This window comes from Vibrio sp. HI00D65 (genome assembly GCF_001635455.1).
In the GTDB taxonomy this organism is placed as follows: domain Bacteria; phylum Pseudomonadota; class Gammaproteobacteria; order Enterobacterales; family Vibrionaceae; genus Vibrio.
In genome coordinates this window covers 207,007-227,964 of the sequence record NZ_LWEH01000255.1, presented here as the reverse complement: position 1 = coordinate 227,964, position 20,958 = coordinate 207,007, and the positions used below count along the sequence as shown (strand labels likewise).

The 20,958-nt window shown below is 44.7% G+C and carries 18 protein-coding genes; 8 read left to right on the top strand and 10 right to left on the bottom strand.

The annotated features are described in order from the left end of the window. Positions 1–66: 66 nt before the first annotated feature. Positions 67–876 (top strand): MetQ/NlpA family lipoprotein, encoded by an 810-nt coding sequence (locus A3712_RS17985; protein ID WP_063524537.1) that lies wholly within the window; start codon positions 67–69, stop codon positions 874–876. Between the two features lie 111 nt (positions 877–987). On the opposite strand, the gene A3712_RS17980 is transcribed toward A3712_RS17985, so the two are convergent. Then, the gene (locus A3712_RS17980; protein WP_063524536.1) at positions 988–1,764 is read right to left on the bottom strand and encodes a Zn-ribbon-containing protein; all 777 of its coding nucleotides are present in this window, start codon (positions 1,762–1,764) and stop codon (positions 988–990) included. A 4-nt stretch (positions 1,765–1,768) separates the two neighbouring features. Further along, the gene (syd, locus tag A3712_RS17975; RefSeq protein ID WP_004738534.1) at positions 1,769–2,314 is read right to left on the bottom strand and encodes a SecY-interacting protein; all 546 of its coding nucleotides are present in this window, start codon (positions 2,312–2,314) and stop codon (positions 1,769–1,771) included. A gap of 135 nt (positions 2,315–2,449) precedes the next feature. On the opposite strand from syd, the gene queF reads away from it, so the two are divergent. The 5 genes from queF (at position 2,450) to xni (ending at position 9,812) form a co-directional block, all read left to right on the top strand. After that, entirely contained in the window at positions 2,450–3,295 is an 846-nt protein-coding gene (gene queF, locus A3712_RS17970; protein WP_063524535.1) for an NADPH-dependent 7-cyano-7-deazaguanine reductase QueF, read from the top strand. A gap of 53 nt (positions 3,296–3,348) precedes the next feature. Beyond that, positions 3,349–5,607 (top strand): tetratricopeptide repeat protein, encoded by a 2,259-nt coding sequence (locus A3712_RS17965; protein ID WP_063524534.1) that lies wholly within the window; start codon positions 3,349–3,351, stop codon positions 5,605–5,607. Between the two features lie 118 nt (positions 5,608–5,725). After that, positions 5,726–7,291, top strand: a complete 1,566-nt coding sequence (locus A3712_RS17960; RefSeq protein WP_063524533.1) for a GGDEF domain-containing protein — start codon at positions 5,726–5,728, stop codon at positions 7,289–7,291. A gap of 288 nt (positions 7,292–7,579) precedes the next feature. Further along, on the top strand, positions 7,580–8,944 hold the full coding sequence (gene ppnN, locus A3712_RS17955) for a nucleotide 5'-monophosphate nucleosidase PpnN (RefSeq protein WP_063524532.1): 1,365 nt from the start codon (positions 7,580–7,582) through the stop codon (positions 8,942–8,944). Between the two features lie 94 nt (positions 8,945–9,038). Continuing rightward, positions 9,039–9,812, top strand: coding sequence for a flap endonuclease Xni (gene xni, locus A3712_RS17950; protein WP_063524531.1), 774 nt, complete (start codon positions 9,039–9,041; stop codon positions 9,810–9,812). Between the two features lie 111 nt (positions 9,813–9,923). Here the strand turns inward: xni and A3712_RS17945 are convergent, their stop codons facing one another. The 8 genes from A3712_RS17945 to pomA all read right to left on the bottom strand — a co-directional run bounded on the left by A3712_RS17945 (position 9,924) and on the right by pomA (position 19,504). Beyond that, positions 9,924–11,963: a TonB-dependent receptor plug domain-containing protein gene (locus A3712_RS17945; protein WP_063524530.1), complete on the bottom strand. Its 2,040-nt coding sequence runs from the start codon at positions 11,961–11,963 to the stop codon at positions 9,924–9,926. 381 nt (positions 11,964–12,344) lie between these two features. Then, the gene (gene rlmM / locus A3712_RS17940; RefSeq protein ID WP_063524529.1) at positions 12,345–13,436 is read right to left on the bottom strand and encodes a 23S rRNA (cytidine(2498)-2'-O)-methyltransferase RlmM; all 1,092 of its coding nucleotides are present in this window, start codon (positions 13,434–13,436) and stop codon (positions 12,345–12,347) included. Further along, positions 13,433–13,831: a DUF423 domain-containing protein gene (locus A3712_RS17935; protein ID WP_063524528.1), complete on the bottom strand. Its 399-nt coding sequence runs from the start codon at positions 13,829–13,831 to the stop codon at positions 13,433–13,435. The genes rlmM and A3712_RS17935 overlap by 4 nt, the downstream gene beginning before the upstream one ends. Beyond that, a complete protein-coding gene (locus A3712_RS17930) occupies positions 13,821–14,444 on the bottom strand; it encodes an alpha/beta fold hydrolase (RefSeq protein WP_063524527.1) in 624 nt (207 codons plus the stop codon). Before A3712_RS17930 ends, A3712_RS17935 begins: the two co-directional genes overlap by 11 nt. Then, positions 14,437–15,345 (bottom strand): transcriptional regulator GcvA, encoded by a 909-nt coding sequence (locus A3712_RS17925; protein ID WP_063524526.1) that lies wholly within the window; start codon positions 15,343–15,345, stop codon positions 14,437–14,439. The genes A3712_RS17930 and A3712_RS17925 overlap by 8 nt, the downstream gene beginning before the upstream one ends. Positions 15,346–15,997: 652 nt before the next feature. Then, entirely contained in the window at positions 15,998–17,446 is a 1,449-nt protein-coding gene (gene thiI, locus A3712_RS17920; protein ID WP_063524525.1) for a tRNA uracil 4-sulfurtransferase ThiI, read from the bottom strand. A gap of 333 nt (positions 17,447–17,779) precedes the next feature. Continuing rightward, a complete protein-coding gene (locus A3712_RS17915) occupies positions 17,780–18,727 on the bottom strand; it encodes a flagellar motor protein MotB (protein WP_063524524.1) in 948 nt (315 codons plus the stop codon). A gap of 12 nt (positions 18,728–18,739) precedes the next feature. Next, complete coding sequence (pomA, locus tag A3712_RS17910) at positions 18,740–19,504, bottom strand: flagellar motor protein PomA (RefSeq protein ID WP_063524523.1); 765 nt, start codon at positions 19,502–19,504, stop codon at positions 18,740–18,742. Positions 19,505–19,801: 297 nt separating this feature from the next. On the opposite strand from pomA, the gene xseB reads away from it, so the two are divergent. Together xseB and ispA are read left to right on the top strand one after the other, a co-directional pair. Beyond that, the gene (xseB, locus tag A3712_RS17905; RefSeq protein WP_063524522.1) at positions 19,802–20,044 is read left to right on the top strand and encodes an exodeoxyribonuclease VII small subunit; all 243 of its coding nucleotides are present in this window, start codon (positions 19,802–19,804) and stop codon (positions 20,042–20,044) included. 20 nt (positions 20,045–20,064) lie between these two features. Next, positions 20,065–20,949 (top strand): (2E,6E)-farnesyl diphosphate synthase, encoded by an 885-nt coding sequence (gene ispA, locus A3712_RS17900; protein WP_063524521.1) that lies wholly within the window; start codon positions 20,065–20,067, stop codon positions 20,947–20,949. Positions 20,950–20,958: the final 9 nt, after the last annotated feature.

Sequence of the window (20,958 nt, the reverse complement as noted above, 5' to 3'; positions counted from 1 at the left end):
ACGCAAACAATTTAAGAGCAGAGTCGTCTGAACCAAATTAAATAGATTCATAAAAAGGAGATTATTATGAAATTTAGCCTTAAAGGTTTACTAACTATCGCAGCGGCAGCTTCAGCGCTAGTTCTAGCAGGTTGTGGTGATAAAGAAGTCGACACTTCTAAAGTAAAAGTGGGCGTAATGGCAGGTGCTGAAGCTCAGGTTGCAGAAGTTGCAGCTAAAGTAGCGAAAGAGAAGTACGGCCTAGATGTTGAACTAGTAACGTTCACTGATTACGTAACACCAAACGCAGCACTAGATGACGGTTCTATCGACATCAACGCATTCCAACATGCACCTTACCTAGATCAGCAAGTGGCTGACCGTGGTTACAAACTGACAATCGTTGGTAACACGTTTGTTTACCCAATTGCTGGTTACTCGAAAGAAGTGAAATCGGTAGACGAAATCCAAGAAGGCGCGCGCATCGCTGTACCAAACGATCCGACAAACCTAGGTCGTTCTCTACTGCTTCTTGAACAACAAGGTCTACTTGAACTTCGTGAAGGTGCAGGTCTTCTTGCAACAGTACGTGACATCGTTAAGAACCCTAAGAACCTAACGATTGTTGAGCTAGACGCAGCACAACTACCACGTTCTCTTGATGACGTAGCTCTGTCTATCATCAACACAACTTACGCGAGCTCTATCAACCTGACTCCACAAAAAGATGGCGTATTCGTTGAGGACAAAGAGTCTCCATACGTGAACCTAATTGTGTCTCGTGAAGAGAATCTAAACGCTGAGAACGTACAAAACTTCGTTAAAGCTTACCAAACTGAAGAAGTGTACAAAGCAGCTTCTGACATCTTCCAAGGTGGCGTAGTTAAAGGCTGGTAATCTGCCTCACTTCACTACCCTATAGATACCAAAAGGGGCTGGTATTATGTCAGCCCCTTTTTCGATTACTCGAAGCTCACTCATAAGCCTATCATGCTAAGAACACCGTCATTACTTTAGCTGATCCCAAGAGATGTTTGATACCAGACGGCAATCATCACACTTGAAATAGAAAATATCGTGAATCGGCGCATCTAGCAGCCATTCGCCACCACATTGCGGACATTTACGTTCTTTTTCGCCTTTCAAACTAATGCCACCCACACGGTACAAGTAGTAGTAAGTAGGAATCTTAGTCAGGTATTCGATACGCCCTCTTAAGCCCCAACCGCGTTTGAACAGTACGCTTTTGGTATCGCTGATTTCCGCCAAAGTCGCGTGTTCAGCTCGACAACCACCACCCATTTGTACTTCATCACAGGCTTGCCATTCCGTCTGCCATTTCAGCACAGCTTTATGGTCGCCATTAAAGGTAGGTGGATTACGGTATAGTGGGATCGGCAACAAGCTATCACCACTGCGTAGCGGTGAGCAGGTATGGACAAAGGTGGTGTACAGTACTTGCCAACTAGGCGCTTCATCTTCAGCCACTTCTTCTGAGTTCAAATCTCGACCCAGCAAGCGCATTTTAGGAGTCAGCAGACTCGCATTAGACAAACGATCCAAGCACACTTTCACAAAATCTGAGTGATTACGAGGGTGTAAGCTATCTTGCTCCGGGCAGACAACACGAACGTAAAACTCGCCGTCACCCATCACGATAGGAAACTCACGGCCTAGTACTTGTCCGTTATAACGTAGTGCATCCATTAAGCCATTCACCGCCTTGTCGACAGCGCTTACCGTTGTGTTATCAAAACACTCAAATTGAAGTTCTAGTACGTACATCTATCTATACCGCTGGTTGTAACTTTTCTAAAAACTCAGCCAATGTTTCAGCGAGTACATCACGATTTTTAGTGCCTAAGCGCTCTAAAATAACGTTGCCAGTCAAGTTACAGATAGAGATAACATCCAGCTCTGCATCAGTTGCTGCGATGAAAACCGTCGGTTTCAGCTTTAGACGACGCTGCGTTACCAAGTGACCTAGAATGTTTTCTTGCAGGCATTCGAAGTCTTCATCACTCCAAATTTGCAAAAGAGTCAGCTCATTACCATCAAATGTCGCATTCATATCTGCGCTGTATTGAGCGCCATAGAAGGTTTTGATGTCTTCATGCAGCGTTAGCTCGATGCCTGTTTCTACATTGGTAAAATCAGCAAATTGCTCACGTGGGTAGTGTTTCCATAACACAGCGTCACCGCTCTTTTCTTCTACGCATGGCGATACGATGTCCACCAACTCCTCATTGCGAGGTAAGCTTTGGTGTTGCTGTTGCCACGCGTCAACGTATCGCTGACTAAAAGAAACCAGTGCGTCTTGAGCACGTTGAGTCATGAAAATCTCCTAAACACATAATAATAAGTAGAATCTGAGCCTTTCCTTGCCAAATAAGCTTGTCTAATAAGTAATGACAGGGTAAAGGGGATTCAGTAAAATCGACCCTATTCTAATCGAATTTGAAACGAAAGTATGAGCAAATATTCTGACGCAAAAGAACTAGCGGGCTTAACGCTAGGCCAAAAAACTGAGTACTCTAACCAATACGATGCAAGTTTGTTGCAACCAGTACCTCGCAGCCTGAATCGTGACGATCTCGCGCTAAACGGCGAATTGCCTTTTGTTGGTCATGATATTTGGACCATGTACGAGCTTTCATGGCTGAACACAAATGGCCTACCACAAGTGGCGGTAGGTGAAGTTTTCATCCCAGCAACGAGCCCAAATTTAATTGAATCAAAATCTTTCAAGCTATATCTAAACAGCTACAACCAGACTCAATTCGAAAACTGGGAACAAGTGACTGAACGCTTAACTCAAGATCTGTCGGCATGTGCAGGCGAAGCTGTAATCGTGAATGTTAACTCGGTAACCGACTACACCAACCAACCTATCGTGACGATGGAAGGTGAATGTATCGATACTCAAGATATCCAAATCACCAGCTACGACTTTGAAGCGTCTCTGCTTGAAGGTGCTGCTGGCGAACAAGAAGTCGAAGAAACACTGCACAGCCACCTATTGAAATCGAACTGCTTGATCACCAATCAACCGGATTGGGGCAGCGTTGAGATCGCATATTCAGGCAAGCAAATTGACCGTGAAGCCCTGCTGCGCTATTTAGTTTCTTTCCGTGAGCACAACGAATTCCACGAACAATGTGTTGAGCGTATCTTCACCGATATCATGAAATACTGCGCGCCTTTGAAGTTAACAGTGTTTGCACGTTACACGCGTCGTGGTGGTCTGGATATCAACCCATACCGTTCAACAGAGCAAGATAGACCAAGCCACAATAAGCGCATGGCTCGCCAATAATCTTCAAACCACATACTTATTTGGCACCTACCTAATCTTTAAAGGACACTGAAATGCGTTGGTTATACGTTGTTAGCCTATTTATTTTAAGCTTGAGCACCTCGGTGAACGCGTCGGTCTATTCTTCGGCGCTACTCAACGAAGCCAATAATTTAGTTGAGATAGAACCAAGCCAAGCAAAAAAAATGGCCAACAGCTACCTGACGCTGCGTGTCCTTTCTGATCAGCGCGAGAAAAGCCCTTCAGCGATTTCTCGAGAAGAAACAGACTCTTCAATCCGCACCCCAAACAGCAGTATTGATGCTTACAAGATTTTAGCGAAAGCGGAGTACAACCTTGGCAATATTCGTATTGCGATCAAGCACATCGAAAAAGCCTCTGAGCTCGCTAAAACCTACAAGCTCGACTATCTAAAGGTGGATCTTGAGATCTTAAAAGTTCGCTTAGTTTGGCTCAATGACAGAAAGTCAGCCAAAGCCAAAGCCGAACTCGAAACCATCGAAGCAAACCTAGAATCAGTCAGCAAAACCTTACGTTTAACGGAAGGTATTACCTACCGCTTAATCATGTTGAAAGCAGACATTGCGTCATACGACAACAAGATCGATGAAGCGGAAAAGTACTACCAAGAAGCCAAGAATTACCTCGACCAACGTTATCCAGAAAAAGTATCCATCGACTACCACATCGCAGTCGGCGAGTTTTACCTGAACCACAAAGAGTACAATCACGCGCTGTCTGAATTGTTATATGGCTACTGGAAGTCAGTTGAAGTCAACCTAAGTGCACGCTTAGCAAAAGTTAACCGTCTACTTGCACAGCTGTTCTTCGAGCGCCAAGTGTTAGACAAAGCACTAGAGCATCTATCTCAAGCCGCTGATTTCTATGATAACTTTGAAAACTCGCCAGTGTTAGCTCAAGTGCTTAAGAAAATGGGTGATGTGTACTTCTACCAAGGCAAATACAATCTTGCCTTAGTGCATTTCTTCAATGTATTAGACCACGAAAGTACTGACCGAGATATCTACCAAGTCATCGATATTCGCTTAAGTTTATCAGCGACTTACCTGCGCCTTTATAATTACCCTCTTGCAGAACAGTACCTCACTCGTGCTCTTGAACTGCTCAAGTATACCGATATACCAAAACTAGAAGGCCGTGCAGCACTGCTATCGGCTGGGCTGGCTTACCACCTGCAAGAGAGCGAGGATGTGATCAAGCATGCGACACGCGCACTTGAGATATCACGCCAAGTCGAGAACTCTCGCTTGTCACAACGCTCATACTACTTGCTTTCTTTGGGTTACGAGCAAGCCGGTCGCCCACAGCAGGCTCTTGCTAACCTCAAGCAGTACAACAGCCTAGTCTCTTTAGAGCAGCAAAAACTCAACCGTGTTGGTGAAGATGCATTCCGCCAACAGAAAGAGTTTGCCGAGCAGACCTTGCACTACGCAGGTCAAGCGCAAGAACTAGAAAAATACAAACTTGAACATCGCAAGTTCCAGAAGATCGCCTTCGCGCTATTCCTATTCAGTATTGTGCTGTTCTTCTTCGTTCTACGCCGAGGCTACATCATTCAAACCTTGGCTAAAGAAGTCGATTCACTGCGCACCGATCTCTTTACGCACTCACGTTCCAAGCTGCCTAACCTAAGAATGCTAAACGCCAAGCTGTCGAACTCTTTGGAGCAAACGAGTCAAACCTTTGAGCAATGGCAGATGGGGGAACTGATTCATGAACCACTGAACGACCGTTTGCGCTTCGTAATGATTGATCTACCTTTCCTACGCAATATGTACACGCAGAATGGTTACAAAGCCGGCCTTGAGCTTGAAGATGCGTTCGGTGAGTACCTCAAATCGAAACTGGAAGGCCTTTCTCGCGTTTACCATTTTTCGGATGCCAACCTACTCTACATCGAACCGAATTCAGACCGAGACTCATCGCCTGAAGCCATGTTCAGAAAGGTTCAAGATTGGGTAAATGAGTTCGAGACCGAACGTAATATTAATCGTAACGTTCGCATGGGTATCGCTGATTATCCATTCTTGCCACGTGCGTACACTGCGATAAACGATCAAGAGCTATTAGATGTACTATTGATGTCAACAAACCTAGCGCGTGAGATAAGTCTCAAAGAGCGCAGCAGCCAATGGGTATACCTCAAAGCCATCGACAATGCACCCGCCGCTAGCCTTGCAACAGGTAACATAAGAGAAGCCTGTAAACATGCGATTAATCAAGGGCTAATAAAAGTACAATCCTCATACCAGAATGAGGACAACATCAAAAAAATGCTAAAAGATGACTGATTTGCGAGCGGTTAAGACTTGCAACTCGTGACCTTATTTTTAGTTTTGTTATTATCGATGTAACGGAATTTCATCAAAATGATCGAGTTCGATCTACGCGGCGCTATTTAATACATCTATGGGCATTCTTGAAAAAGACATTCAGGCGCAACTCCACCAGCTGAAATTTCAGTTAGAGCAAGTTCGTTTGACGCAAAGAGACACTTCGTTCAAATTTATTCGCGAGCAAAAAGTTCTAAAGCGTATCGTCACATCGTTAAGCGACGCGTGCGTTGGCAGCAATAGCCATTTAGATGAAAACCTCATTGCCCTTAGGGAAGAGCTAGAAAAGCAAAAAGATATTAGCTCAATGATCCCAAAGCTGGCAGTACTTGAAAGGATGCTAAAGCAGAAAACGTTGGCTATGGATAAACAGAACGGATATCTGGACGATAGCATTAAGCACAGTGGGGAAACGCTGCAACGCATAACTGGTCTTCCAGCGCAGATCAAACGAGACCTACGAAACTTACTTAGCTTCTCCGAATGCAATAGCAGTCAGAAAGTCGACCATGCAATAAAGCTACTCGGGATTTATGAGCGTGCCATAAAGATTATGGCGAACAACTCACGTTCGCAGTTTGCTGACGCTGCCCAATCTCCGGAACAAGAGCTCCTTTCCGACCTATCAAACGAATTACAACATCTGATTACTGAACTCGACTTTGAGGGAGAATCAGGTGACATGCTAACCGATATTCGCGCAAAGCTATTGCTTGGTGTTTCTTCACAAAACCTGCTTGAGCTGACACTTCAGATCCTCAAACTGGTCATTGAAGGCACCACGCTAGAGCGAAAAAAATCTGAGCAGTTCATCGATCAACTCAACGCGTCACTCGCATCGAGCATCAAAACGGCAGCTCAAAATACCGATCAAAGCCAAAGTTATTTTGAGCATCGCCAAGGTCTAAACTCAGAGCTGACGGAGCTAGTGAGTAAGAGTCAGAACTCTTTAGATAAAGCGATGGATATTGATAGCTTAAAGCAGTCGATCAGTCCCCTACTCAATGAAATTGCCTCTCTATCAGAAAGACTGAATCATGCAGAGCAAAAAGAGCAGGCACTGATCGAACGAATGAGCTACGGAAAAACTCAGCTCGATTCACTGTACGAAGTAACGCAAGATTACCGCAAACGTCTAGAAGATCAGGCTCAGCGCATGCTACTTGATCCTCTAACGAAGGTTTACAACCGTACTGCTTTTACTGATCGTTTAGAACTTGAGTACCGCCGTTGGATTCGTGCACAACACTCGCTACGTTTAGTACTGCTTGATATCGACAACTTCAAATCGATCAACGATAGCTTTGGTTACACAGCCGGCGATAAAGCTCTGAAAATCATCGCACGAACCATCACCAAAGAAACCAGCACCACTGATACTGTGGCTCGTTTTTCTGGTGAAGAGTTTGTCTTACTACTCCCTGAGCAAGCCGATGAATACTGCCATCAGGTGATACACAACATTCAGACTCAAGTGAGCCGTTTACCATTTAAGTTCCGTGACCAACAAATCACGATAACTTTATGTGCTGCAAGTACTCAGTTCAAAGAGTCAGATACACCTGAAGAAGTATTAGAGCGACTCAATAAAACTTTAAATAAGGCAAAACAGCGCGGTAGCAACCAACTTGTTTGGCACTAAGCGGCCTTAAATTTAATTTATTTCATTTTTTCAAATACTTATCACATACCAATTTCCTCAATGTTTGCTAAGCTAATGATTAACATTCGCTTAACAAGCATTCTTGGCAAGCAATGCCATATATTCGCTCTTGAGCAGTTTATATAATCCATTAAGCAACGCTGTCGTATCCGTTTCGTCTGGTTAACTCTCTCACCTTTAACCAAACACTTTCAACGTTTGCTTCTCACTCTCGAGTCAGAGGGTTACTTAACTGTCTCCCCCTGCTCTTATCAACAAGGAGGCACTATGATCACTCATATCAGCCCTGCCGGTAGCATGGATTTACTCTCTCAACTTGAGGTTGAGCGTCTTAAGAAAACCGCGTCTAGTGATCTGTACCAACTGTATCGTAACTGTACGTTAGCGGTACTTAACTCGGGTAGCCATACCGACAACTCCAAGGAATTGCTCGATAAATACAAATCGTTCGATGTAGAAGTCGTGCGCCGTGAGCGTGGTATTAAGCTCGAGCTGAGCAATCCGCCAGAGCATGCCTTTGTTGATGGTGAAATCATCAAGGGTATTCAAGAACACCTATTTTCAGTGCTGCGTGACATTGTGTACGTCAACATGCACCTAGCCGACAACCAAAGGCTTAACCTAACCAACGCCACTCATATTACTAACCTAGTGTTTGGTATTTTGAGAAACGCTGGAGCACTAACTCCGGGTATCGAACCGAACCTTATCGTGTGTTGGGGTGGTCACTCAATCAATGCCAACGAATACCAATACACTCGTGAAGTGGGTAATGAACTAGGTCTACGAGAACTCAACATCTGTACCGGTTGTGGACCGGGCGCGATGGAAGGCCCAATGAAGGGGGCGGCAATTGGTCACGCGAAGCAGCGTTACACTGCTCACCGTTACCTAGGTCTAACTGAACCATCCATCATTGCGGCAGAGCCACCAAACCCTATCGTGAATGAGCTAGTGATCATGCCAGACATCGAGAAGCGTCTTGAAGCGTTTGTTCGTATGGCACATGGCATCATCATTTTCCCTGGTGGTCCAGGTACTGCCGAAGAGCTGTTGTACATCTTAGGTATTATGATGCACCCGAATAACGCCGATCAGCCAATGCCGATTGTGTTAACGGGCTCAAAAGAGAGCGAAGCTTACTTCCGCTCGATTGATAAGTTTATTGGCGAGACATTAGGTCCAGAAGCGCAAAAACATTATGAGATCGTGATTGATGACCCAGCTCGCGCTGCGAAAATCATGAAGCAAGCTATGCCGGACGTACGTTCTCACCGTAAAGAGACCGGTGATGCCTACAGCTATAACTGGTCACTGCATATTGAACCTGAGTTCCAACTGCCGTTCGAACCGACTCACGAATCGATGGCAGCACTCGACCTACATATGGACCAGAAAACAGAAAGCCTTGCGGCAAATCTGCGTAAAGCGTTCTCGGGTATTGTTGCAGGTAATGTCAAAGCTGAGGGTATTCTAGAGATAGAAAAACACGGTCCATTCATTATCGATGGTGACAAAGAGCTGATGACTAAGATGGACCAGTTACTTAACGACTTTGTTGAACAACATCGAATGAAGCTACCGGGCGGTACCGATTACGTGCCTTGCTACAAAATCGCTTCAAGTGATTGAGACGTTTACGTTACCAACGTTTCAACTCACTAACTGATACGTTACTATAAGGGGCTAGCAGCCCCTTTTTTTATTGTCTATTTAGTGGAAACTTATGTCTATCCATCTTGTGATTATCGATGCTTTGAACCTCATCCGACGCGTGCACTCTGCTCAGCCGGATCCAACCGATATAGCAAGAACCATCACCACGACAACGCGCACTCTGAATAAGATTATTGCCGAGTCCAAGCCGACTCATATCATCGCGGTGTTTGATCACCACCTGCAAGACCGAGGCTGGCGCGCGGAAGTACTGCCGGCATACAAGCAGAACCGAAAACCCATGCCAGAGCCGCTCATGCAAGGCCTCGATGCGATCCAACAAGCTTGGTGGGAATTAGGCATAGACTCATTACTGTCCGATGGTGATGAAGCTGATGATTTAGTGGCAACGCTGGCTAAGAAAGTCGCAGACCATGGCGAAACCGTCACCATCATCTCTACAGACAAGGGCTACTGCCAATTATTGTCGCCAACCCTGCAGATCCGAGACTATTTCCAACATCGCTGGTTAGATACGCCCTTTATCGAGGCGGAATTTGGTGTAAAGCCAGAGCAGCTTGCAGATTACTGGGGACTAACCGGTGTAAGCTCTAGCCAAGTGCCAGGTATTCCAGGCGTGGGGCCAAAAGCAGCAAAAGAAATATTAACCTCGTACCCCGATATTGAAACTGCATACCAAGCGGAAGACTTACCGAAGAAATATCGTAAGAAGTTTGATGAACACATTGAGTCAGCTAGATTGTGTAAGCAAGTCTCAGCTCTCAAAACTGACATAGATTTAGGTTTTAACCTGCAAGATATTCGTTACGAAGCGAGCGCTTAGCTCTACATAGAAACCCTTTTTTATACCAAGTTCCAAATATGGAAAAGCCTTAGTCGATACTAAGGCTTTTTGTTATTTTCGGCTGCCGCCTAACTGAACTTAATCGGATGATTAGAAGTTATAAGCGATAGAAGCTTTGAAGTTACGACCGGCTTCGTAGCTGGTGTACTTGTCTGACCCCCAAGAGATACCAAAGCCAGTATGCTCTGCGTATTTCTTATCAAGAATGTTATCAACACCTATATTCATCTCTAGGTCTTTCGCAAACGTAGGTGTGTAAGCCGCCCAGATATTATGCGTAGCAAAACCAGCACGCTTCACTTGCTCACCATCTTCATCCGTGTAGTCATTACCAGGAACGAAGCGAGAGTCCCAACCAAACACAAACTCACTGTTTAGGCTGTAGTTAAAGCCCGCTTTGAAGTTATGAATACCAGTTTTACTCATGTGGCTTGTTTTACCATTATCTAGATCTTTCTGGTCACCATCCGAGTAAGAGTGGTTAGCGTATACACTTAGAGAGTCTAGTGCGTAGCTCAGTACCGTTTCTACACCCCACACTTCAACATCGTACTGGTTAGCCAGTGTTGTGTTGTTCTTAGTTGGGTGCATTTGATTATCTAGATTGTAGGTGTAAGCTGTAAAACCTAGAATAGCGTAGTCTGCTGCCAGTAGACGTGTCAGCTCGTAATCAAAACCAGCCTCATAGTTATTACCCGTCATCGCCTTAGTATCAGACTGTTTAACATCTGCAGCAGCTTTCATTGTCAGAGTCTCTGGCAATGACGCGCCTTTGAATAGACGACCGTAGCCTACACGAAGTTTTAGATTATCCGTGGTTTGGTATTCTCCTTTAAATTTAGGGGACAACTGGTCGAAGTCGCCATCGTAAACACCACCAAGCTTATGAACGTCATAACGCAAACCTGTCGTTAAACGGAAGTCGCTAAACTCGTACATATCTTGCAGGTAAAGACCGTAAGCTGTCACGGTACCGCCATCCATGCCGTACTTCTTAGCCTCGCCTTGCTTGGAACCGCTTTGGTAAACGCCGTCACCCGCGTCAATCCACTGCTCTGCTTTATAACCATCAAGGCCGTAAGTTAGCTCATGCTCACCAACCCAAGAGATATTGCGAATGTCACCACCAATGGTTGTCACGTTGTATTCACGATGTGGGATTGATAAGTCACCATCTTTAGTAAATTCCCAAGAGCCATTTACTTGATTCCAATCGCCGTACTCTTCAGTTAGAGCATCACGGTCCATGTACTGGCGGTTGTAGTAGATATTAGTTTTTAGGTGTACCAAGTCACTACCTGCATCGTATTCGTGTTGCAGAGTCACAGTATCACGGTTAAGCGAGTGGTAATTGTGCTCTTCATCCGCATACAGAGCACCGGCCTTCTCACCAGAAAGCTGACGTTTACCACCATCATTGTATCGGTTAAAAGTCAGTTTAAATTCATTAGCGTCATTCGGGATGAATACCACTTTCGCGATGCCAGACTTCAATTCGCCTTGCTTAGACGTCACCGCTTCCTGATCTGGGATGTGCAGGTCACCATCTTCAGAGTAGTTTGCAATCCCCATAAATTGCAGCTTATCGTTTACTTTTGCATATACAGCAACGTTGGTTGCAAAACGCTCGTAAGCCGTTTGGTAGCTAGTTTTAACTCGAGCACCAATGCTTTCGCCTGGCTTAAGAAGGTCGCTTGGATCTTTTGTCTCGTAGCTAAATGAGCCGTTAATCGCACCTGAACCCGACAGTGCAGAGTTGCCGCCTAATTCAATTTCAGCACGCTTAAGCATCGCTGGGTCAATGGCCTGATCACCTGAGTGGTGGAACAGCTGACCTTCTTGACGAGCACCATCGATAGTCACCACGGCAAACTTGTCTTCCATACCACGTACATACACTTTGCGAGAGTAACGTGCGTTTCCGTCTACCGTTACGCTTGGCATAGTATTTAGTACATCCTTAATGTCTGATGCTTGTTTCTTTTCAAGTGTTTCAGAGTTGATTTCAGTCTGAACAAGTTGATCAAGAGCTGAGCCAATTACCACTACCGTTTCTTGTTCGTCGGCAGCAAGGGCTGTAAATGAAGTTAAGGCAACCGTAACGGCTACTGAAAGTGCTTTAAGTTTCATACTGTGTTTTTATATTTTATAGATTTAAGTCAGGGGGACGTGAATATTACATAAATTGAATGATAATTCTTATCATTTACATTCTTTACTTACGTTCACTTACTTTTCATAAAACAAATTTTGCTAAGATGCCCTCGCTGTAAAACTTACTTCGTTTTGCTGCTGAATCTTTGAATAAATCCTGCTTCGTATCACCCCTGAAGATAGGTGGCCGTAAGTCTCGATCACTTACGGCCTTTTTAACATTCGAATACTGAAATAGCCGGCATTTCGACGATTTTATGCTCATCAAGATGCACAAATCCGAGTGTTTGACGAATTTTAGATACAAAAAATACCCCTTAAAGGGGCATTTTTATCGCTGGTATATCAACGCTAATATTAGTGCGGTGAGATGTTTGAAAGCGACTGAATATGAACGGTGATCTCCTCACGGTCATGATATAGGTGCTTCGCCTGCATCTTGAACTTCACCTTGTTCTCAATCAGGAACAGTTTTAGGTTCTCAATATCTTGCAGAACCTCATCGTAACGGCCCTTCATTGGCAGTTTAAGGTTGAATAGTGCTTCTTTCGCCCAACCTTTGATGATCCACTCCCCCATAAGGTGTGCAACGCGCGCAGGTTTCTCAACCATGTCACAGATGATCCAAGTGACGTTCTTACGATCTGGTTCGAACTTAAAGCCATCCACCATGTGGTGTTTGATTTGACCAGTTTCCATCAGGCTGTCTGCCATCATGCCGTTATCAACACAGTGAACGAACATAGAACGTTTCACTAGTTGGTAAGTCCAACCGCCTGGACAAGCACCTAAGTCGACACCCCACATACCCGGAGCAAGACGCTCATCCCACTCATCACGAGGAATAAAGACGTGGAACGCTTCTTCTAGCTTCAATGTAGAACGGCTTGGCGCATCTGAAGGGAACTTCAAACGAGGGATGCCCATGAAGAACTGTGAGTTATTGGTTGGGTAAGAATAACCAACAAAACAGTGACCCGGTGCGATGAAGCATAAATGAAGCACAGGCCTCTTAGCATTATCCTTAGCTGTCATCAAACCTTTGCCACGCATTGCTTGGCGCATTGGAACGGTAAACTTACGACAGAACTTCAGTAGCTCTTTTGCTTCGTTAGTATCTGGAGTTTCAATACGGATATCACCACAACGAGGGAAACCTTCTTTCTCAGAAAGTGCTTCAAGAATTGGAGAGATGCGGTCATCGGTTGGTAGATCTTTGATTTCAACCGCTACAGCTAGCATTTGACGAGCAAAAATCAATGATTGGAAATCGATCTCTTTGATCAACTTATCCGCTTCACCAGCTTGGTAACATTCAAACAATACAAAACCGGTATTGCTCTTTAAGCGAGGAAAACCAAACACTTCCAGTTGTGTTGCCTTGTCTTGAATTTCGCCAGCACATTCTTTTTCAAAACCAGAGCGACAATAAAGTAGTACGTGTTTCACTGAGTTACCTCTTTTATATTCAAAGCAGCGAAGGAGAAGACTCCCCAACCAATGATAAATAGTAGACCACCAAACGGAGTTATTGGGCCAAACCATTTTATTCCTGTCAGTGCCAGCGCATACAGGCTGCCACTAAAACAAAGGATGCCGATGATAAAGCAAATTGCCGCAATGAAAAAATATTTTTGTGATTTCGCGCCAAGTTTCATCTGTAGCAGAGCACCACACGCTAATATCGCTAACGTATGAATAAACTGATACTGAACCCCTGTCTCGAACACGCCTAGGAGATACTCAGGCAAAGTCGCCTTTAAACCGTGCGCAGCAAACGCGCCAAGCATCACCGCAATACCGCCAGATAGACCAGCGAAGGTAAGTAGGTACTTACTTTTCATTAAGCACCTCTTTTATGAATTCAGAGAGCTTTTCAACCGTTAACGCAATGTTCTGTTGCTCCGTGTAACCAGAACTCTTGCGTGGTTTGAAGCTGTGATCACCATCAGGAATAAACTCAACACGAATAGAGTCCGATAAGTCGAAATCAGCAAACTCTTCACGCTTACCAAAGGTATCGCGTTCACCTTGAAGAATCAGACATGGCTTTTGCAAAGAAGCGAGGTGTTCACCTTTATACTTCTCTGGCTTACCCGGAGGATGAAAAGGAAAACCTAAACAAGCCATTGCTGCTACTTTATCCAACTCAGATAAGTGACTCGCCATACGGCCTCCCATCGACTTACCACCAATCACAAGCTTATCAGCATCGGTTTGTTCAATGATCTCTTGATAGGCCTTGATCAGCTTAGGTGCTCTGTCTGGTGGACGACGCTTACCATCTTCAGCACGATTAATCATATAAGGGAAGTTGAAACGAACCACTCGTATCCCTTTAAAGGCTAACCCTTTGGCTACTGACTGCATGAATTCATGGTCCATACCAGCGCCCGCGCCGTGCGCAAAGATAAAGGTGATGGGATTATCTTCACCATCAATAATGCTGTTACTCATCAAGCAAATCCTCTTGTTCACTTTGCGCTTTTGCCAGCATCCAATCACGGAAAGTAGCGATGCGCCCCATGTCGGCTTGTTTCTCATGACAGACAACATAGAAAGCATTCTTGCTTACCAAAAACTCATCAAACGGCGCGATCAAGCGACCCGCTTCTATTTCAGGTTGTGCGAGAACGTTGTTGCCCAATGCAATACCTTGCCCGTGTGCGGCAGCTTGAAGCACCATAGTTGAGTGACTGAATATCGGTCCATGGTTTACATTAACGCCATCAATGCCGTTTTGTTTCGCAAACTGTTTCCAATCTTTTCGAGAGGTGTCATGCAGTAGCGTATGGCATGCTAAATCTTTTAGAGATTCTAATGGTTTTGTTCCCAGTAACACAGATGGGGAACAGAGAGGAACCAAGTACTCTTGATACAATTTATCGGCTCTCAAGCCCGGCCAGTTTCCTCGACCATAGTAGATTGCGACGTCCACATCATCGGTCAACGAGCCTTCATCCATATCAACGGCCTTAATTCGAACATCGATATCAGGTTCTTGTTGATTAAAGTCAGCAAGCCTTGGTACTAACCATTGAATCGCAAAGCTTGGTGGCAAACTGATGGTTAGCGCACCTTTCTCACTTCTCTCAAGCACCTTATCAGTGGCCTCAGCCAATGATGTAAATATATCTTTGATATCTAAGAAGTAGCTTTGCCCTTCTTCAGTGAGCAGCAAAGAACGGTTTCTTCGGCGAAAAAGCTTCAAAGACAGGAACTCTTCTAAAGCTTTTATCTGGTGACTAACCGCAGCTTGAGTAACAAACAACTCTTCAGCGGCACGCGTAAAACTCAAGTGTCGAGCCGCAGCTTCAAACACTCTTAGTGAGTTTAATGGGGGTAATCGACGAGACATAGTTACTCTCTAAATAAGCATTAGTTTTTTTTATCTGAAACATTATAATTTGTCCGTTGCCTAGCGGCTAGAGAAATTCTATATTTCATTCCGCAGCAGCTAGCCTGAACGGCTTGATTCTCTCTAGAATCAATTGGCTTAGCTCCTGCGATGTTGTGTTTGCAAACTCGTACTTTTCGAGTTGGGTAGAGTTCTACCAAATGTTTTGTTGTAGCTACGCGCTGAAACGAGGCATCTACTTCCTGTATTTATTTTGACCTGTCTGTCAAATTTGTTTACACCGCCTATTAGGCGGTGTTTTTTTATGTCCAAAGAAAAGTAACAACAAGTTTATCAATAGCTATACTAATTAGTCCTTACTATTTTTCACTCTACTCACAAAATCTAACCTTCGCTTACTTAAACAATCATACGCATACAAAGATACGCACCTAGCTGTATATCTCAGTAAAAATGCGAATGCTAACGCTGCAACCTAAAAATAGATGTATAACATCAGCTTGTTTGTAAACAAAAGACCATACGAGCAACACAGTGAAATAACGGTATCGATTACAGAATAACAATCAACCGATAAATAAAAAACCGCTTACTTTTCAGTAAGCGGCTTTCTGTATCTGTTACAACCTAAGTCGTGCTCTAAGCTAACAGACTATGGGCGGTACACCTTAACGTTCTTGAAACCCTGCTCTTGCAGGTAAAGCGCTTGCAGACGGCTCATAACACCACGGTCACAGTACAATAGGTACTCTTTGCCTTGGTCTAGGTCACCAAATTGCGTCGCTAGCTTGTAGAAAGGTAGGTGTTTTACATCAATGCCATCGACTTCTAATGGACTATCTTCTTCTTCATCTGGGCTACGGATATCAAGAACGATAGCGTGCTCAGCAACAGCTTGAACCTGTTCCACTTCTGGAGCTTGCTCTTGGCTCTCTTTCTCAATATCACGGATATCCATAACACGAGCGTTCTCAATCACTTGCTCTAGCACTTCAAAGTTAAACTTAGCTTCTTCTGCTGCAAGTTTACCTTTCTTAGCTTTCACTGTTGGCTTCTTAGAGATAACACCACAGTATTCAGGCATTACTTTCGCAAAGTCTTCGGTGCCTATCTCGCGCGCAAGATCGATGATGTCTTCTTTGTCCCAGTTGATAAGTGGACGAAGGATCAGCGTGTCTGTTACGTTATCGATATGACGCAGGTTAGTTAGAGTTTGGCTGGATACTTGACCTAGTGCTTCACCAGTAACCAATGCTTCGATCTTGAACTTGTCTGCAACCATGCCACCAGCACGCATGAACATACGCTTAAGCACTACTCCCATTTGGCCGTCTTCTACGTTCTCAAGGATCTCAGCAACCACCGGTTCGAAATCAACAGAGATGAACTTCACTTTTGCCGAAGAACCGTACTTGTTCCATAGGTAGTGAGCCACCTGCTTAACGCCAATCTCGTGCGCAGGACCGCCAAGGTTGAAGAAACAGTAGTGAACTTTAGAACCACGTTTGATGTGTAGATAGCTTGATACGCCAGAGTCAAAACCACCAGAGATCAAGCTCAGTAGGTCTTCTTGAGTACCTAGAGGGAAACCACCAAGGCCTTTGTGACGCGCTAGCACTTGGTTCAGTTTGTCATTAGCCACTTCAACTTTAACCGTTACTTCTGGATCTTTCAGCTTAACACTTGCCGACTCAACCGCTTGATTCAGACCGCCACCTACGTAGCGCTCAAGCTCGATAGACGTGAACTCATGCTTACCACGACGCTTAGCACGAACAGAGAACGTTTTACCTTCAATGTCAGCACGGCTGCGCTCTAAAACTTGCTCATAAATATCGTGCAAGTCTTTGAAGTCTGACTGTTGTACTTCTAAAGAGTGGTGAATACCTGGAGTGTGAGTCAGAGCCTCTAACACTTCTGTATAGTACTTATCACTCCCAGACGTCACTTCGATATGGTCACGACGGTTAAATACCGCAACACCTTCACAGCGACGCTGAATAACGTTACGAATGTTGCACTCTAGAATCCTTGTGAAGCGCTTACGCACCGATTCACTTTTTACAAAAATTTCCGGATGGGGCTTAACAATAAATTTCATAGTACGTTCACAACATTAATGTTCAAAATTTTAAAAGGCTCTTCGCCAAGTAAATTGGAGAATTTACGCAGCACTTGAAGCAAGAGTAGATCATATCTAAATCTAAGGGCGCGAATTATACATGAGAAAGTGAAACAAGGAAAAGAGTGCTTGCTTTGGCACCAGTAATAAATACACACCCTATTAAAAATAGCATGCTTACTCACAGTCGGCATTCTTATAGATAGATGGGTAGATAAACCAACACTCATCACGTAAATAAAAAGCCCAACCTCATCATAAGGTTGGGCTTTCTGGTTGGTTTAATAAGTCAGCTTAGCTCGTAGCTAGGTACTATTCAGAAATCACTGGGACCTCATCGCTGTAAAGTGGCTCACCTTGCATGATACTGATCTCGACGCGACGGTTCAGGCTACGCTGCCATTCAGTATCGTTCGGCTCTACAGGCTCAGTATCCGCCATACCACGTACTCTCAATCGTTGATGAGAGAATCCGCGCACCTTCTCCATCTCTTGAGCAACAGATACTGCTCTCTGAGAGGACAGATCCCAATTCGAACGATACAGTTCAGAATCAAGACGTTGGTTATCAGTATGCCCAGAGATTCGAACAATGCCCGGAACATCTTTCACTAATTCAGCCACCTGTCTCACCAAAGGTCGGAACTTAGGCTGTAAGAAAGCAGAACCCGATGGGAATGCACCCTTCTCACGAATTCGAATCACAATCTGCTGACCAAGATTTTCTACCTCAATCGCGCCTTGATCGATTTCTCGTTCCAGCGCCTTCTTGATGCTTTCCATCAAGGTTTCCATCTCTTGCGATTGATCTTCGGCTTGCTGTTGCTGTTGGTCTGACTCAGAGTTTTGGTTGTCGTGAGTCGATACCTCTGGCGACTTGCCTCCGGTCATCTTGCCTTGGTCACGCATGGTACCACCAGCGCGCTCAGATTCATCTTCATGAAATTCCAACGTCTGCTGAGTGATATCTATCGTTTGCTGCATGATCACATCAATCGGTGTTGGTTCTGGACGACCAGGGCGAAACTCTTGTGCAATGATGCTGGTCCCTTTCGGGATATCTTTTACTTCCAAACGATTCTGTACACCAAATGCGAACTTCATCGAGCCAGCGATCTGCTTAAATTTCAGTACATCCATCTCAGAGAATGAGAGCAGAAGTACGAAAAAACACATCAGCAGTGACATCAAGTCAGCAAATGTTCCCATCCATTGAGGTAAACCCGGAGGAGGACATTTACATGGATTCTCTTCATCCATCTTCAACTCCTCTTACGCAGGTTCACCATCAATCGTACGCTTACCTTCATTCAGGTAACTCTTCAGGTAACCATCAATAACTCTTGGGTTTTGACCATCTTGAATAGCCAACACACCGTCCATAACCAGGCGGCGGTTTAATGTCTCTTGGTCACGACGCAGCGCTAGTTTGTCTGCGATTGGGAAAAACACCATGTTCGATAGAATTGCGCCATACAGCGTAGTTAAGAGTGCAACTGCCATCGCAGGGCCGATCGCTTTAGGGTCATCCATGTTCGAAAGCATGGCAACCAAACCAACCAAGGTGCCGATCATCCCCATCGCAGGTGAAACATCACCAAATGCAGAGAACACCTTCGCGCCTTGCTCGTGACGTTCTGTTGTAAGCGCAATGTCTTTTTGCAATGCTGCTCGCACTACATCACCATCATGGCCATCAACCAACAGGTCGATGCCCTTTTGCATAAAGCTGTTGCTAATTTCCATCTCTTCCAGAGCTAAGAAACCACCTTTACGTGCTGCGTCCGCCATTTCAACAATCTTAGCGATAAGATCTTCAGGCTCATCAGCTTTAAACATAAATGCTTTGCCGGCAATTTTAGCCGCGCCAAAGAACTGTCCCATGGTGAACTTCATTAGAACAACAAACGTTGAACCACCAACCACGATCAAAATGGATGTCGTGTCATAGAACATCCCAAGGCTTCCACCAAGGATCATTGCCATGATTACAAAGGCAAATCCACCAATCAAACCTATTAGGGTTGCTAAATCCACTGAGCACTCCTCATGCTTTTTTGTAGCTCTACGTCGACGATAATCCTTTTATCGGCAAGACTATAAGATCTTTTAGTAAATTCTTGGTCTAAGTATCACACTTTTGCTTTTTGTATCACAACTATTACTCGCTTCCCCCTTCTCGAACAACCATAAACTCGAGAAAGGTAGGGTTATTAAAAGAAAGCGGCTTCAAGCCTCTTAAAAACGAACTTTCTAACAAAATTTATTGGTTACATTTGACCATCTGAACGCCCTAGGGTAACGTTCGTTCATCTTTCCAAACGCAGATTTATTATGGCTACTAAGAAACCTGAAAATATGAGCTTTGAAGCGGCAATCGAAGAGCTCGATGGCTTGGTTGATCAACTAGAAAACGGTGATCTAGCTTTAGATGATGCGCTGAAAAAATTCGAACGAGGCATCTCCCTCGCTCGTGCAGGTCAAAGTAAACTAAACGATGCAGAACAACGTGTTAGCATCCTATTGCAAGATGACGAAAATGCAGAACTGAGTGACTTTAACCCACAACCAGAATAACGAATTGTATGAGATCCCCTATGATCGAGACTTTATTGTCTTATCAAGCACGTAATAACGAGCAACTGAACCTTTGGCTTGACCGCCTGCCACACCAAAATCAGAGTCTGATCAACGCAATGCGTTATGGGTTGCTTTTAGGCGGCAAACGCGCGCGTCCATTTCTTGTCTATATTACAGGGGAAATGCTCGGCTGCACCGCGGAAGAACTTGATACTCCAGCTTCTGCAGTCGAATGTATTCATGCCTACTCTCTGATTCATGATGACCTTCCAGCAATGGACGACGATGAACTGCGTCGCGGCCACCAGACTTGTCACATCAAATTCGATGAAGCGACGGCTATTTTAACAGGCGACGCACTACAAACTCTCGCATTTACTATACTTGCAGAAGGCACATTAAGTGCTGATGGGGAAAGCAACCGCGTTCGAATGATTCAACGCCTAGCTGAAGCCTCTGGGGCTCAAGGTATGTGTATCGGTCAGGCACTCGATATCGAAGCTGAAAACCGTGCAGTGACGCTTGAAGAGCTGGAAGAAGTTCACCGCAATAAAACTGGAGCTCTTATGAAGAGTGCAATCCGTTTAGGTGCGCTAGCTGCAGGTGAAAAAGCGTTCGAGGTACTGCCTCTGTTAGATAAATACGCAGATGCCATCGGGTTAGCCTTCCAAGTTCAAGATGATATCTTGGATGTCATTGGCGACACCGAAACGTTGGGTAAACCACAGGGCTCTGACCAAGATTTGAACAAAAGCACCTACCCTTCTTTGCTAGGTTTAGAGGGCGCTCAAGAAAAAGCGCAATCTCTACTGCAGGAAGCGCTTCAAGCTTTGGCCGCGATCCCATACAATACCCAGTTACTCGAAGAGTTCGCCCGATACGTCATCGAGCGCAAGAACTAAGACAATAAG

What these genes read in the sequence shown, in the direction of transcription:
- A3712_RS17985 (WP_063524537.1), top strand. Translation starts at nt 67, where the DNA reads ATGAAATTTAGCCTTAAAGGTTTACTAACTATCGCAGCGGCAGCTTCA.
- A3712_RS17980 (WP_063524536.1), bottom strand. Translation starts at nt 1,764, where the DNA reads ATGTACGTACTAGAACTTCAATTTGAGTGTTTTGATAACACAACGGTA.
- syd (WP_004738534.1), bottom strand. Translation starts at nt 2,314, where the DNA reads ATGACTCAACGTGCTCAAGACGCACTGGTTTCTTTTAGTCAGCGATAC.
- queF (WP_063524535.1), top strand. Translation starts at nt 2,450, where the DNA reads ATGAGCAAATATTCTGACGCAAAAGAACTAGCGGGCTTAACGCTAGGC.
- A3712_RS17965 (WP_063524534.1), top strand. Translation starts at nt 3,349, where the DNA reads ATGCGTTGGTTATACGTTGTTAGCCTATTTATTTTAAGCTTGAGCACC.
- A3712_RS17960 (WP_063524533.1), top strand. Translation starts at nt 5,726, where the DNA reads ATGGGCATTCTTGAAAAAGACATTCAGGCGCAACTCCACCAGCTGAAA.
- ppnN (WP_063524532.1), top strand. Translation starts at nt 7,580, where the DNA reads ATGATCACTCATATCAGCCCTGCCGGTAGCATGGATTTACTCTCTCAA.
- xni (WP_063524531.1), top strand. Translation starts at nt 9,039, where the DNA reads ATGTCTATCCATCTTGTGATTATCGATGCTTTGAACCTCATCCGACGC.
- A3712_RS17945 (WP_063524530.1), bottom strand. Translation starts at nt 11,963, where the DNA reads ATGAAACTTAAAGCACTTTCAGTAGCCGTTACGGTTGCCTTAACTTCA.
- A3712_RS17935 (WP_063524528.1), bottom strand. Translation starts at nt 13,831, where the DNA reads ATGAAAAGTAAGTACCTACTTACCTTCGCTGGTCTATCTGGCGGTATT.
- A3712_RS17930 (WP_063524527.1), bottom strand. Translation starts at nt 14,444, where the DNA reads ATGAGTAACAGCATTATTGATGGTGAAGATAATCCCATCACCTTTATC.
- A3712_RS17925 (WP_063524526.1), bottom strand. Translation starts at nt 15,345, where the DNA reads ATGTCTCGTCGATTACCCCCATTAAACTCACTAAGAGTGTTTGAAGCT.
- thiI (WP_063524525.1), bottom strand. Translation starts at nt 17,446, where the DNA reads ATGAAATTTATTGTTAAGCCCCATCCGGAAATTTTTGTAAAAAGTGAA.
- A3712_RS17915 (WP_063524524.1), bottom strand. Translation starts at nt 18,727, where the DNA reads ATGGATGAAGAGAATCCATGTAAATGTCCTCCTCCGGGTTTACCTCAA.
- xseB (WP_063524522.1), top strand. Translation starts at nt 19,802, where the DNA reads ATGGCTACTAAGAAACCTGAAAATATGAGCTTTGAAGCGGCAATCGAA.
- ispA (WP_063524521.1), top strand. Translation starts at nt 20,065, where the DNA reads ATGATCGAGACTTTATTGTCTTATCAAGCACGTAATAACGAGCAACTG.